Source organism: Pseudonocardia nantongensis, assembly GCF_046546495.1.
Lineage (GTDB): Bacteria > Actinomycetota > Actinomycetes > Mycobacteriales > Pseudonocardiaceae > Pseudonocardia > Pseudonocardia nantongensis.
On sequence record NZ_JBKGXT010000005.1, the window covers coordinates 162,759 to 176,514 of the forward strand.

At 74.9% G+C, this 13,756-nt stretch carries 9 protein-coding genes; 7 read left to right on the top strand and 2 right to left on the bottom strand.

Going from position 1 to position 13,756, the window contains the following annotated elements; all coding sequences use genetic code 11:
• Positions 1–316: 316 nt before the first annotated feature.
• From ACLFMI_RS07610 to sbnB, 4 genes are all read left to right on the top strand, one after another.
• Positions 317–4,555 carry a Pls/PosA family non-ribosomal peptide synthetase gene (locus tag ACLFMI_RS07610; protein WP_410947022.1) on the top strand — a complete coding sequence of 1,413 codons (4,239 nt, stop codon included), beginning with the start codon at positions 317–319 and terminating at the stop codon, positions 4,553–4,555.
• 74 nt (positions 4,556–4,629) lie between these two features.
• Entirely contained in the window at positions 4,630–7,239 is a 2,610-nt protein-coding gene (locus ACLFMI_RS07615) for a non-ribosomal peptide synthetase (RefSeq protein WP_410947023.1), read from the top strand.
• A complete protein-coding gene (locus ACLFMI_RS07620) occupies positions 7,239–8,216 on the top strand; it encodes a TauD/TfdA family dioxygenase (protein ID WP_410947024.1) in 978 nt (325 codons plus the stop codon). The genes ACLFMI_RS07615 and ACLFMI_RS07620 overlap by 1 nt, the downstream gene beginning before the upstream one ends.
• Positions 8,213–9,289, top strand: coding sequence for a 2,3-diaminopropionate biosynthesis protein SbnB (gene sbnB, locus ACLFMI_RS07625; RefSeq protein WP_410947025.1), 1,077 nt, complete (start codon positions 8,213–8,215; stop codon positions 9,287–9,289). Before ACLFMI_RS07620 ends, sbnB begins: the two co-directional genes overlap by 4 nt.
• A 24-nt stretch (positions 9,290–9,313) precedes the next feature.
• Here sbnB and ACLFMI_RS07630 read toward each other — a convergent pair whose 3' ends face one another.
• The gene (locus tag ACLFMI_RS07630) at positions 9,314–9,817 is read right to left on the bottom strand and encodes a hypothetical protein (protein WP_410947026.1); all 504 of its coding nucleotides are present in this window, start codon (positions 9,815–9,817) and stop codon (positions 9,314–9,316) included.
• Between the two features lie 104 nt (positions 9,818–9,921).
• Between ACLFMI_RS07630 and ACLFMI_RS07635 the strand changes: the two genes are divergently transcribed.
• Together ACLFMI_RS07635 and ACLFMI_RS07640 are read left to right on the top strand one after the other, a co-directional pair.
• Positions 9,922–10,611, top strand: coding sequence for a response regulator transcription factor (locus ACLFMI_RS07635; RefSeq protein WP_410947027.1), 690 nt, complete (start codon positions 9,922–9,924; stop codon positions 10,609–10,611).
• A complete protein-coding gene (locus tag ACLFMI_RS07640) occupies positions 10,611–11,888 on the top strand; it encodes a sensor histidine kinase (protein ID WP_410947028.1) in 1,278 nt (425 codons plus the stop codon). Before ACLFMI_RS07635 ends, ACLFMI_RS07640 begins: the two co-directional genes overlap by 1 nt.
• 321 nt (positions 11,889–12,209) lie before the next feature.
• Here ACLFMI_RS07640 and ACLFMI_RS07645 read toward each other — a convergent pair whose 3' ends face one another.
• Complete coding sequence (locus ACLFMI_RS07645) at positions 12,210–13,100, bottom strand: polysaccharide deacetylase family protein (protein ID WP_410947029.1); 891 nt, start codon at positions 13,098–13,100, stop codon at positions 12,210–12,212.
• Positions 13,101–13,253: 153 nt separating this feature from the next.
• Here ACLFMI_RS07645 and ACLFMI_RS07650 point away from each other — a divergent pair, with 153 nt between their 5' ends.
• Entirely contained in the window at positions 13,254–13,718 is a 465-nt protein-coding gene (locus tag ACLFMI_RS07650; RefSeq protein ID WP_410947030.1) for a PepSY domain-containing protein, read from the top strand.
• The last annotated feature ends 38 nt before the right edge of the window (positions 13,719–13,756 follow it).

The window sequence follows — 13,756 nt, forward strand, 5'->3', positions numbered from 1 at the left end:
GCGGTAGGGGCAACCCCCGGGTGCCCGCACCGGCACCGGGTGGGGTCCGCCCGGCTCACAGCGAGCTGCGCGCGGCGGATGCTCGACGGACCGACCGGCAGGCAGCCGGCCCGGTCACCGGCGAGGAGCGTCCATGTCCGCACCGACCGTCCCCGGCCCGCCGGTCGCCGGCCCGCCCGTCGTCAGAACTGGCGATTCCGCCCCGGTGGGCGCCGTACGGCCGTTGACCGCCCCGGGGGCCGGTGCCAGCCTTCCCACCTGCGTCGACGACCGGGAGGCGTCACCCGGCGCCCCGCCGTCGCCCGGGGGAGGGCCCGTGCAGCTGCACGCCGGACCGCCCACCCCTGCTCCCGGCACCGCCGACCGGGACCGTCCGCCGGTCTCCGAGCTGGTGCTGGTCGACCGGAGCCAGGCCCAGGGCCGCCGGACCCGCCGCGACGAGCGCCTGGACCACCTGTTCGAGCAGGCCTGCGACTGGATCCGCCGGTACGGCCGCGCGGGCCGGCTCGCCGTCGACTCCCCCGAGCTCTCGCTCACCTACGACGAGCTCGACGTCCGCGCCAACCGGCTCGCCCGGTACCTGCGCCTGCGCGGGGTCCGCGGCGGGGACCGGGTCGCGCTGCTGATCGACGTGCCGGCGCACGCCTACGTCGCAATGCTCGCCGTGCTCAAGGTCGGCGCCACCTACGTCGCGCTCGACGTCACCGCCCGCACCGGCCGGCTCGTCTACATCGTCGAGGACGCCCGGGTCCGGACCGTGCTCTCGATGTCGCACCTGGCACGACGGGTCGAGCAGATGGACCTGCTGACCGCCACCGGCGCCGAGCTGGTGCACCTCGACGTGATCGCGCCGCTGGTCGAGGAGCTGGACGGGCGCCGGTTGATCGACGCCGAGCGCGGCACCCTGGACAACCCGCTCGCCTACATCAGCTACGCCTCGGTCTCCGGCCGCCCCGAGGGCGTCGCGATCGACCACCCGAGCATCTGCAACTTCGTGAAGGTCGCGGCCGAGACCTACGGGGTGCGGCCCGAGGACCGCGTCTACCAGGGGATGGCGCTCGCGTTCGACTTCGCCGTGGAGGAGATCTGGGTCCCCTGGGTCAGCGGCGCCACGCTGGTGCCCCGGCCGCCGGGTCCCGGCCTGCTGGGCGCGGACCTGGCCGGGTTCCTCACCGCACACCGGGTGAGCGCGCTCTGCACGGTCCCCGAGGTGCTCGACACCGTGTGGGCGGACCTGCCCGGCCTGCGGTTGCTGCTGGTCTGCGGGAAGGACGGCCGGCCGGAGCAGCTGCGGCGCTGGTGCCGGCCTGGCCGCCGGTTCCTCAACGTGTACGGCCCGACCGAGGCGACCGTGACCGCGACCTGGTCCGAGGTCCGCACGGTCGGGCCGGTCACGATCGGCATCCCGCTCCCGACCTACAGCACCGTCGTCCTGGACGTGTCGGACCCGTACCGCGCGCTGCCGCACGGGCAGGCCGGCGAGATCGGGATCGCCGGGATCGGGCTCGCCTGCGGTTACCTCGACCACGACGACCTCACCGACCAGGTGTTCATCCGGGACTTCCTGGACATCCCCGGCAACCCGTCCGGCCGGATCTACCGGACCGGCGACCTGGGCCGGGTGAACCCCGACGGCGAGATCGAGTACCTCGGCCGGGTCGACGGACGCGAGCGGGACCGGGACCGGTACGGCCCGGCGGCCGACGCGGCACCCCGGATCGCGCCGGCGCCGGCCGCGGCGCCGGAGGAGACCGCCCGGCTGGTGGCGGTCCCCGCGGCGGCCGCGACGTCCGGACCGGCCGCCGCGCTGGCGGAGGTCCTGTCCGCGGTGCTGGGCACCGAGGCCGGCCCGGACCGGCACTTCTTCGACGACCTCGGCGCGGACTCGATGACCATGGCCCGGTTCTGCGCCCGGCTGCGCGGGCGCGCGGACCTGCCGCCGGTGTCGATGAAGGACGTCTACCGCTACCCGACGCTGCGGGCGCTGGCCGCCGCGCTCGCCGACGACGGGTCCAGCCCGGCGGAGCGGAGCCTGCTCGAGGCACTCGCCGAGGTGCTGGGCACCGAGGTCGGGCCGGACCTGCACTTCTTCGACGACCTCGGCGCAGACTCGATGTCGATGGCCCGGTTCTGCGCGCGGTTGCGCAACCGGGTGGACCTGCCGCCGGTGTCGATCAAGGACGTCTACCGGCACAGCACGATCCGGGAGCTCGCGACGGCTCTCGGCCTCGCCGGTGCCGCCGCGGCGCCCGCGCCGGACGGGCCGGGCTCCGGCACCGACGCGCCGCCGCCGATGCCGGAACCGGTCGGCACCCCGCGGCACGCGCTGTGCGGCACCCTGCAGGCGCTCGCCTTCCTGCTGTACTCCGCGGTCCCGCCGCTGGTCACCTACCAGGGCCTCGCCTGGGTGCTGGCCGGATCCGGGCTGCTCGACCTCTACCTGCGGTCGGCCACCTTCGCCGCGCTGAGCCTCCTGGTCCTGTGCACGCTGCCGATCGTCGCCAAGTGGCTGCTGATCGGCCGGTGGCGGCCGCAGCAGATCCGCGTCTGGAGCATGGCCTACCTGCGGTTCTGGACGGTCCGGACGCTGGTCCGGGCCAACCCGCTGGCGCTGTTCGCCGGGTCGCCGCTCTACGTGGGCTACCTGCGGGCACTCGGCGCGCGGATCGGGCGCGGCGTCACGATCCAGTCCCGGAACGTGCCGGTGTGCACCGACCTGATCTCGATCGGGGACGGCACGATCGTCCGCAAGGACTGCTTCCTGTCCGGCTACCGGGCGCACGACGGCGTGCTCCAGACCGGGCCGGTCACGCTCGGCCGGGACGTGCTCGTCGGCGAGAAGACGGTGCTCGACATCGGGACCTCGATCGGCGACGGGGCGCAGCTCGGCCACAGCTCGTCGTTGCACGCCGGGCAGGCGGTGCCGGCGGGCGCGCGCCGGCACGGGTCGCCGGCACAGCCGACCGACACCGACTACCGCACCGTCCCGGCGGTGCCCTGCTCGCCGGTGCGCCGGGCCGCGTTCTCCGCCGTGCAGCTGGTGCTGCTGGTCGCGGTGTCGACGCCGCTGGTCCTCGGCGGGCTCTCACTGCTGCTCACCACGGTCCGGCAGCTCGGCGGGCTGATCGACACCGGTGCCCCGACGTTCACCAGCACTTCGTTCTACGGCGAGGTGCTGCTGGGATCGGCGGTGCTGTTCGTCGCCGGGAACCTGGCCGGGCTGCTGGTGCTGGGCACCGTGCCGCGGGTGCTGCGGGTTCTGGTCCGGCCGGACCGGGTGTACCGGCTCTACGGGGTGCACTACTGGGCGCACCGGGTGATCGCCCGCACCACGAACCGGAAGTCCTTCACCGAGCTGTTCGGGGACTCCTCGTTCGTCGTCGGCTACCTGCGCTGGGTGGGCTACCGGCTCACCCCGGTGGTGCAGACCGGGTCGAACTTCGGGATGGCGGTGCAGCACGAGACGCCGTACCTGTGCTCGGTCGGGCGCGGCACGGTCGTCGCCGACGGGCTGTCGATGCTCAGCGCCGACTTCTCGGCGTCGTCGTTCCGGGTGTCGCCGGTGTCGATCGGTGCGGACAACTTCCTCGGCAACCACATCGCCTACCCGGCTCGGGGCCGGACCGGGGACGACTGCCTGCTCGCGACGAAGGTCCTGATCCCGATCGACGGCCCGGTCCGGTCCGGCGTCGGCCTGCTCGGGTCGCCCAGCTTCGAGATCCCCCGCTCGGTCGAGCGGGACACCGGACTGGAGCTGCCGCCGGACGAGCTGGCCCGCGGCCTGGCCGCGAAGGACGTGCACAACGCGGGCAGCATCGGGCTGCGGCTGCTGGTGCGCTGGCTGCACCTGACCGGGATGCTGCTGCTGACGACCGGGGCCTGGGACCTCTCCCGGACGTTTGGTGTGTGGGCGTTCCTGCCGCTGCCCGCAGCGACGCTGCTGTTCACGGTCGCCTTCTACGTGCTCGTCGAACGGGCCACCGAGCACCTGCAGACGCTCGCCCCGGACGGCCGCTCGATCTACGACCGCGCGTTCTGGCGGCACGAGCGGGCCTGGAAGGTGCCGTCCGAGACCTACTTCCCGATGTTCGACGGCACGCCGTTCAAGGGCGTCCTCTGGCGGCTGCTGGGGGTCCGGATCGGCCGCCGGGTGTTCGACGACGGCTGCTTCCTCACCGAGCGCTCCTTCACCGCGATCGGCGACGGCGCCACGCTCAACGCCGGGAGCATCGTCCAGTGCCACTCGCAGGAGGACGGCGCGTTCAAGTCCGACCGCACCGTGCTCGGCGCCGGGGTGACGCTCGGGGTCGGCGCCTTCGTGCACTACGGCGTGCACGTCGGCGACGGCGCGATGCTGGCCGCCGACTCGTTCCTGATGAAGGGCGAGGAGGTGCCGCCGGACGCGGTCTGGGGCGGCAACCCCGCCGGCGAGATCCGGGGCGACCGGTACGCCCCCGCCGCCATCGCGGCCGCCGCTCTGAGCGCACACACCGCCACGGCGTCTGCCACACCGCCCGCCACACCACCCGCAGGCCCGGCCGGGCGGGCCGCCTGATGCCCGTCCCGCCCAGCCCCGCGGAGCCCGCCCGGCCGTCCACGCACCCACCGCTCCGCACGAAGGACACCTCGATGCCTGCACCGCCCGTCCCGACGCCACCGCCCGCGCCACCCGTCCCGGTCGGCCCGACACCGCCGCCGGGGCCGACCGTGCCGCCGCCCGCACCGCCGGCGCCGGCGTCCGCGCCGTCCGCCGTGCCCGCCCCGGGCGTGCCCACGACGCCGGCCCCGACCGCCGGCCGGGCGGGCGCCGCCACCCGGCTCCCCCGCTGGGCCACGGACCCGGTGCCCGGGACGGGCGTGCACGACACCCCGCTGCCCGCGGGTTTCCCGGCGGGGCTGCCGGAGGGCGTCGACGTGACCGCGGCCATGCTGGCGGCGCACGCCCGCGTGCTCGCGGTGCTCTCCGGCGACGCCGAGGTCGTCGCCGGTCACCGCACGGCTCCCGGCACGGATCCGGCACCCCGACGGATCGACGCCGGGGCCGGTTCCTGGCGGGAGCTGCTCTCGGCCGCCGCCCGGGCCGGCGCGGAACCGGTGGAGCCGGGCGGCCCCGCCGTCGAGACGCTGCTCGACCCGGCCCGCGACGGTGGCGACCCGACCGGGGACCTGGTGCTGACCGTCGGACTCACCGACCGCGCCGGCGGCGCCGATCTCACCGGCGGCACCGACGAGGCCGCCGGCCCGGCGCTGCGGCTGCGGTACCGGACCGACGTGCTCGACGCGGCCTGCGCCGCGCGGATCGGCGGGTACCACCGGGCCGCGCTGGACGCGCTGATCGCGGACCCGGACGCCGACCCGCGCCGGCGGTCGCTGCTCTCCGACTCCGAGCTGCGCCACCAGATCGACGAGCTCGACGGTCCGGAACGGGAGCTGCCCGACGTCCGCTTCCACGAGCTGTTCGAGCGGCGGGTGGCCGCGCACCCGGACGCGGTCGCCGCCGAGCTGGGGGACCGGCGCCGGACCTATCGGGAGCTCAACGCCCGCGCCAACCGGCTGGGCCGGGCGCTGCTGGCCCGGGGCCTGGGCCCCGAGGGCCCGGTCGCGGTGGTGACGGAGCGGAACCTGGACTGGATGGCGGCGGTGCTCGCGGTCCTCAAGGCGGGCGGCGCCTACCTGCCGATCGAGCCGCACTTCCCGGCCGAACGGATCGCGACCACGCTGGACCGGGCCGGGTGCCGGCTGGTGCTGACCGAGCCGGCGAGCCGGGAGAACCTCGACCGGGCCTGCGAGTCGCTCCCCGGCATCGACACCGTCGGCGTCGACGACCCCGGCCTCGACGACCTGCCCGCCGGCGACCTCGGCGTCGAGATCGGGCCGGACCGGCTCGCCTACCTGTACTTCACCTCCGGCTCGACCGGCGTGCCCAAGGGCGCGATGTGCGAGCACGCGGGGATGCTCAACCACCTGCTCGCCAAGATCGAGGATCTGGGGATCGGCGAGGGGCAGGCGGTCGCCCAGACCGCACCGCAGTGCTTCGACATCTCGCTCTGGCAACTGCTGTCGACGCTGCTGGTGGGCGGACGGACCGTCCTGGTCGAGCAGGACGTGATCCTCGACGTCGCCCGCTACGTGGACCGGCTGGTCGGCGCGCGGGTGAACGTGGTGCAGGTCGTGCCCTCCTACCTGGAGGTCGTGCTGTCCTACCTGGACACGCACGCCCGGGAGCTGCCGGACCTGCACACCGTGTCGACGACCGGTGAGGCGCTGAAGGCCGAGCCGGCGGCCCGGTGGTTCGCCGCCCGGCCGGGGATCCGGCTGGCCAACGCCTACGGGCTGACCGAGACCTCGGACGACATCACGCACGCCGTGCTGGACCGGATGCCGGCGAACGGGCGGATCCCGCTCGGGCTCCCGATCCGGAACACCGCCGTGCGGGTGGTCGACGCCGACCTGGTGCCGGTGCCGCTCGGCGCGCCCGGCGAGATCGTCTGCTCCGGGGTGTGCGTCGGGCGCGGCTACATCGGCGACCCCGAGCGCACCCGGCAGGCGTTCACCGACGACCCGTACCGGCCGGGCGTGCGGCTCTACCGCAGCGGCGACCACGGACGCCGGCTGCCGGACGGCAACCTGGAGTTCCTCGGCCGGCGCGACACCCAGATCAAGGTCCGCGGCTTCCGGATCGAGATCGGCGAGATCGAGAACACCCTGGCCCGGGTGCCCGGGGTGCGCGACACCGCGGTGGTGGTCGCCGAGCGGGCCGGCGGCAACCGGCACCTGGTGGCCTTCTACGCCGCGCCCGCGCCGATCGAGGAGGCCCTGCTCCGGGAGCGGCTGTCCGCGTCGCTGCCCGGCTACATGGTCCCCTCGGCGTTCCGGCACCGGGACGCGCTGCCGCTCACCGCGAACAGCAAGATCGATACCAAGGCGCTGACCGCGCTCGCCGAGCGCGACGCCGCCGACGCGGCGGCCCCGCAGGGCGGTCACGAACCGCCCGCCACCCCGACCGAGCGGCGCATCGCCGGCGTCGTCGCCCGGGTCCTCGACCTGCCCGCCGACCGGATCGGCCGGCACGACCACTTCTTCGACCTGGGCGGGACCTCGCTGTCCGCGGTGCGGGTCGTGCTCGGGCTGGACCGGATGGTGTCGCTGGCCGACATCGCCCGGAACCCGGTCCTGGCCGACCTGGCCGCGGTGCTCGACGCCCCGCCGGCAGCAGCACCGACCGACGGGAGTTCCTGATGTCCACCTCCTCCGTTCCCTCCGCCCGGCTCGACGTCGAGATCCGCCCGGGCCGCCCGCCGTTGCTGCCTGCGGACGCGGTCCGCGGGATGGCATGGGAGGAGTTCCGGACCGCGCTGCGCGGCCTGGTCACCGAGCACGGCGCGGTGCTGGTCCGCGGGTTCGGGCTGGGCAGTCCCACCGACGTCGAGGGCGTGTTCCGGGGCCTGGCCGACGGTCTGATGACCGAGCGGGAGGCCTTCGCCGCCCGCGAGGTGTACGCCGACAGCATCTACTCGTCGTCGGCGTGGCCGGCCGCCCAGCAGATGTGCATGCACCACGAGCTGAGCTACGCCTGCGAGTTCCCGGGGCTGATGCTCTTCGCCTGCCTGGTCGCGCCGGCGTCCGGCGGGGCGACCGGGATCGCCGACTCCCCCACCGTGCTCGACGCGCTGCCGCCCGACCTGGTCGACCGGTTCGCCCGGGAGGGCTGGGAGCTGGTCCGCAGCTACAACGAGGAGATCGGCGCGTCCGTCGCGGACTCGTTCGGCACCGACGACCGGGCCGCGGTGGAGACCTACTGCCGGGCGAACGCGATCGAGTTCGCCTGGCAGCCCGACGGCGGCCTGCGGACCCGGCAGCGCCGGCACGCCGTGCTCACCCACCCGGTGACCGGCCGGCGCTGCTGGTTCAACCAGATCGCCTTCCTGAACGATCACACGATGGAGCCGGACGTGCGGGAGTACCTGCTCGAGGTCTACGGCCCGGACGGGCTGCCGTTCACCACCCGGTTCGGCAACGGTGACCCGATCGACCGCGACGTCGTGGACCTGCTGACCGGCACCTACGAGCAGCACACCCTGCGCGAGCCCTGGCAGGCCGGTGACCTGCTGCTCGTCGACAACATCCGGACCGCGCACGGCCGGGACCCGTTCGACAGCCCGCGCGAGGTCCTGGTCGGGCTAGGCGACCCCGTCCGGGTGGGTGAGCAGCGATGACCGAGGTGACCGACCCCGCGACGACGACACCACCGGCCGGGGGCCCGGCGCTCGCGCCGCCGCCGTTCTCGGTGATCCCGGGCGGCCAGGTCCGGCAGGTGCTCGCCGGCCGCGAGCGGGAGGTCGTCGACCTGGTGGCCGACACCTACCGGCTGCACGGCGCCGGCGAGTCGGTGAACCGGCCGTCGTACTTTCTGCGGTTCCCGGACCGGCCGACGGCCCGGATCATCGCGCTGCCCGCCTCGATCGGCGGGCCGTCCGGGGTGGACGGGCTGAAGTGGATCTCCAGCTTCCCGGGCAACATCGAGTCCGGGCTGCCCCGGGCGTCGGCCGTGCTGATCCTCAACGACCACGACACCGGCTACCCGTTCGCGGTGCTGGAGAGCTCGATCATCAGCGCCACCCGGACGGCCGCGTCAGCGGCGCTGGCCGCGGACCGGCTCAGCCGGGACCGGGGCCGGCCGGTGCGGGTCGGGTTCATCGGGACCGGCCTGATCGCCCGCTACATCCACACCTTCCTGGCCGGGACCGGCTGGGAGTTCGACGAGATCGGGGTGCACGACCTCACCGCGGAGAGCGCGCACGGTTTCCGCGGCTACCTGGAGCGGTCCGGGACCGGCGGGCGGATCACCGTGCACGCCGAGGCCGAGCAGCTGGTCCGGTCCAGCGACCTGGTCGTGCTCGCCACCGTCGCGGCCCGGCCGCACCTGCACGACCCGGCCTGGTTCGGGCACGGCCCGCTGGTGCTGAACGTGTCGCTGCGCGACCTCGCACCGGAGATCCTGCTGTCCGCGACGAACGTCGTCGACGACGTCGAGCACTGCCTCAAGGCCGACACCTCGCCACACCTGGTCGAGCAGCTGACCGGCAGCCGGGACTTCCTGGCCGGGACGCTGGACGACGTCATGGCCGGCCGGATCACCGTGCCGGCGGACCGGACGGTGGTGTTCTCCCCGTTCGGGCTCGGGGTACTCGACCTCGCCGTCGGCCGCTACGTCTACGACGAGGTCGTCCGTACCGGCGGGCTGGCCGTCGTCGAGGACTTCTTCCACGAGCGGAGCCGGCACGGCTGAGGGACTCGGTCAACCTGGATCCACTCAGTCGTCGTCGCCGCGGTCGACGACGACGTCGCCGGCCGGGGTCGGACCGTCGCAGCGCAGGGTGACCCGGACGTCGACGTCGTCGCCGTCGAGGTACACCTGGTTCGGGCCGGCGTCGTCCTCGACCTCGAAGCCCTGGGCCGGGTTCACCGACACCACCGTCGGGGTGCCGCCCGCGCAGCGGACGAGGACCGTCCCGGCCGGCCCGGCCGGGACCACCGCCGGCGGCGACTGCTCCGCCTGCTGCGGGCCGGCCGGCTGCGCGGCGGCCGGCTGGGACTTTCCGGGCTGCGTTCCACCCGGCCGGGGCGCCGTCTCGGGGGCGGCGAGCCGGGCCTCGACGTCCTCGGCGGCCAGCGGTTGCACGGGCGAGCCGCCGGACAGGCCGCTGCCGATCGAGCTGACCGCGGTCAGCCCCAGCAGCAGCGCGCCGGCCGCGGCGGCGATCCACAACCCGGCGAGGATGCCGGTGCGGGTGGTGCGGCTGCTCGGTCGGTTCACGCCCCCAGGATGCCCGGGCGGACGGTTAACGCGGCCCTAACGGTCCCTCAACCGATCGTTGGGCCGGCACCGCGCCGGAGCCGCTGCGGATAGGTTCTGCTGCCGTGGCCCAGATCCTGATCGTCGAGGACGACCCCGCCATCCGCGGCGCGCTGATCCGCGGGCTGGGCGAGCGGGGGCACGCCGTCGACTCCGCCCCGACCGCGATGGCCGGCCTGGAGGCCGCCGTCGGGAAGCGGCCGGACCTCGTGGTGCTCGACCTCGGCCTGCCGGACATGGACGGCACCACGATGCTGCGGATGCTGCGCGGTGCCAGCGCGGTCCCGGTGATCGTCGCGACCGCCCGGGACGACGAGGCGGAGATCGTCGCCGTGCTCGACGCCGGCGCCGACGACTACCTGGTCAAGCCGTTCGCCGCGGCCCAGCTCGACGCCCGGATCCGGGCGGTGCTGCGCCGGATCGGGGACGGCGAACCGGACGCGACCGTCGTCGTCGGTGGGCTGTCGGTGGACCCGCGCGGCCGGCGCGCGGTGCTGGACGGGACCGAGCTGGAGCTGACCCCGCGCGAGTTCGACCTGCTGCATCACCTCGCCGCCCGCGCGGACCAGGTCGTCAGCAAGCGGGAGCTGGTCACCGAGGTCTGGCAGCAGCCCTACGGCGGTGCCGACAAGACCGTCGACGTCCACCTGTCCTGGCTGCGCCGCAAGCTCGGCGAGACCGCGCAGAGCCCGCGTTACCTGCACTCGGTGCGCGGCGTCGGGATCCGGCTGTCCGCGCCGGGCGGGGACGCCTGATGCGCCGCCGGATCCTCGCCCTGGTCGCGGCGACCGTGCTGCTGGTGCTGGTGGCGTTCGCGATCCCGCTCGCCACCCTGGTCCGCACGGTCGCGGTGGACAACGCGATGTCGACCGCGACCGCCGAGGCCCAGGCACTGACCCCGCTGGTCGCCACCACCGACCGGAACACCCTGGCACCGGCCGTCGCACAGGTCGACGCGACGACGGCATCGGACGTCTCGCTGTTCCTGCCCGACGGCACCGTGCTCGGCACGCCCGCGCCGCGGTCCCCGCTGGTCGAGCTGGGCATGCGCGGGACCAGCGCGTCGACCGACACCGGCGGTGGCCGGGAGATCGTGTTCGCGGTGCGGGACGCGAACGCGGCCGGCGGCGCGATCCGGGTGTTCGTCCCGGACGACGAGCTCTACCGCGGCGTCACCCGGTCCTGGCTGCTGCTGGCCGGGCTGTCGGTGCTGCTGCTGGCCGGTGGCCTGCTGGTCGCCGACCGGCTGGCCCGCTCGCTGGTGGACGCCAGCACCGACCTGTCCGGGGTGTCCGAGCGGCTGGCCCGGGGCGACCTCGCCGCCCGGGCCGACCCGTCCGCGCCGGCCGAGCTCGGCGTCGTCGCGGGGGCGCTGAACGGGCTGGCCGGTCGGATCTCGGAGCTGCTGCGCGAGGAGCGGGAGAACGTCGCCGACCTCGCGCACCGGGTGCGCACGCCGCTGACCGCGCTGCGGCTGGACGCCGAGGCGTTGCCGGACCCGCAGGAGGCCGCGCGGATCTCGTCCGGTGTGGACGGTGTGCAGCGGGCGGTGACCGGGGCGATCGAGCAGGCCCGCCGGCGTGGCGGGGAGGGCCGGTCCGCCGACGCCGCCGCGGTCGTCCGGGAGCGGGTGCAGTTCTGGCAGGTGCTCGCCGAGGACACCGAGCGCGCCGTCACCCTGGACCTCGCCGAGGGACCGCTGCCGGTGACCTGCGCTCGCGGCGACCTCGAGGCCTGCGTGGACGCGTTGCTGGGCAACGTCTTCGCACACACCCCGGACGGCACCGCGTTCGCCGTCGAGCTCGCACCGCGGCCGGGCGGGGGTGCGCGCCTGGTCGTCTCCGACCACGGCCCCGGCCTGCCGCCGGGCACCGACCCGACGTCCCGCGGGACGAGCGGCGGCGGCTCCACCGGGCTGGGCCTGGACATCGCCCGCCGGGCCGCCGACTCCGGCGGTGGACGGCTGACCCTGCTCAGCCCGCCCGCCGGTGGGCTGCGGGTGGAGCTGGAGCTGGCGGCGCCCGAGGCCTGAGCCGCGCCAGGGCCGGGCCGCCCGCTCGGTCGGCCGCGGAGCCGGCCGCTCGGTCGGCCGCCAGGAGCAGGGCGCGGCGCGCGGCGCCGGGGTCCGATGGGGCCAAGGCGTCGAGCAGCTCGGCCAGCGTCCGCGCCACCGCCGTCCGGCCGGTGGGTCCCGCGACGGTCCAGCCTCCCGGCACCGCCCGGACCGTCGCGCGGCGGTCCGGGGCGCCGGACACCGCGAGCCGGGTCGCCGCCCGGGCCACCGCGGCCCGCCGGCGCGGGCCCGCGACGAGTGCTCCGTCCGGGTCGTGCGGGCGCCCGCAGGCTCCGCACATCAGCCGGCCGACCCGGTCCGCGGGTGCCGGGTCAGGTAGTCCCGGGCGATGCCGTCGAAGGTGGACCAGCGGACGCCCTCGTGCGCGGAGATGTGCTCGATCAGCCGCTCCAGCATGAGCAGCACCTGTGGGCGTCCGGAGACGTCCGGGTGGACGGTGACGGTGAAGACGGCGTAGTCGGACTCGCGGTACACCCAGTCGAACTGGTCACGCCACATCTCCTCGATGTGCCGCGGGTTCACGAACCCGTGCGAGTTCGGACTGGACTTGATGAACATCATCGGCGGGAGGTCGTCGAGGTACCAGGAGGCCGGGATCTCGACGAGATCGGTCTCCGTCCCCCGGACCAGCGGCTTCATCCACTCCCGGGCCGGTCGGTCGTAGTCGATCGGGGTCCAGGAGTCGCCGACGCGCACGTAGTACGGCTCGAAGTCGCGGTGCATCAGCGAGTGGTCGTAGGTGATGTCGCGCTCGAGCAGCAGCTCGTTGGTGACCCGGGAGAACTCCCACCACGGCGCCACGTACCCGGTCGGCCGGCTGCCGGCCCGGTCGGTGATCAGCTCGATGCAGCGGTCGAGGATGTCCGACTCCTGCTCGCGGGTCATCGCGATGGGGTTCTCGTGGCTGTAGCCGTGCACGCCGATCTCGTGCCCGGCCGCGACGACCTCGTCGAACTGCTCCGGGAACGTCTCGATCGAGTGCCCTGGCCAGAACCAGGTCGCCGGCAGGCCGTAGCGGGCCAGCATCCGGTTCAGCCGCGGCACCCCCACCTCCCCCGCGAACACGCCGCGCGAGATGTCGCCCGGCGAGTCCTCCCCGCCGTAGGACCCGAGCCAGCCACCGACGGCGTCCACGTCGATCCCGAACGCCACGAAGATCTCCTTGGTCATGACCACGACGAGACCACGATCACACCGTTCACGCACTCCCTAACGTCGCCTTAGGGATCACGCAGCGCGGCCTTGGTGCGCGCGGCGGCATCGTTCTCCTTGTCACCGGGACAACCGCCCGGCCCAGCAGAAAGACTCGGAGGAAGATCCACGATGCGTACCCCGATCACCGTCGCCGCCATCGCCGCCACGGGCCTGCTCCTGGTCGGAGGGGGCACCGCCGTGGCCCTCGGCACCGGGACCGACGAGCCCGTCGCCGTCACCACCACCGCCGCCGAGGCGCCGGCCCTGCCGGGTGCCGCGCCGGGCGCACCGGCCGTCGACCGCGCCGTCGCCGAGCGGATCGCGATCGAGCGGGCCGGCGGCGGGCAGGTCACCGAGACCGAGTTCGACCGCGCCGACGACGACCGCGACGACGCCGACGACCGCGACGACCGGGACGACCGCGACCACTGGGAGGTCGAGGTCCGTACCGCCGGCGCCGAGCACGACGTCGACGTCGACGCCGCCACCGGTGAGGTCCTCGACCACGACATCGACCGTGCCGACCGGCACGATGACGACCAGCACGATGACGACCAGGGCGACGACCGGAACGACGACCGCGACGACGACTGACCGCGACGGCTGACCGCATCGACTGGCCGCGACGGCTG

Coding starts and splice junctions, on each gene's coding strand:
- ACLFMI_RS07615 (WP_410947023.1), top strand. CDS start 4,630: ATGCCTGCACCGCCCGTCCCGACGCCACCGCCCGCGCCACCCGTCCCG.
- ACLFMI_RS07620 (WP_410947024.1), top strand. CDS start 7,239: ATGTCCACCTCCTCCGTTCCCTCCGCCCGGCTCGACGTCGAGATCCGC.
- sbnB (WP_410947025.1), top strand. CDS start 8,213: ATGACCGAGGTGACCGACCCCGCGACGACGACACCACCGGCCGGGGGC.
- ACLFMI_RS07640 (WP_410947028.1), top strand. CDS start 10,611: ATGCGCCGCCGGATCCTCGCCCTGGTCGCGGCGACCGTGCTGCTGGTG.
- ACLFMI_RS07645 (WP_410947029.1), bottom strand. CDS start 13,100: ATGACCAAGGAGATCTTCGTGGCGTTCGGGATCGACGTGGACGCCGTC.
- ACLFMI_RS07650 (WP_410947030.1), top strand. CDS start 13,254: ATGCGTACCCCGATCACCGTCGCCGCCATCGCCGCCACGGGCCTGCTC.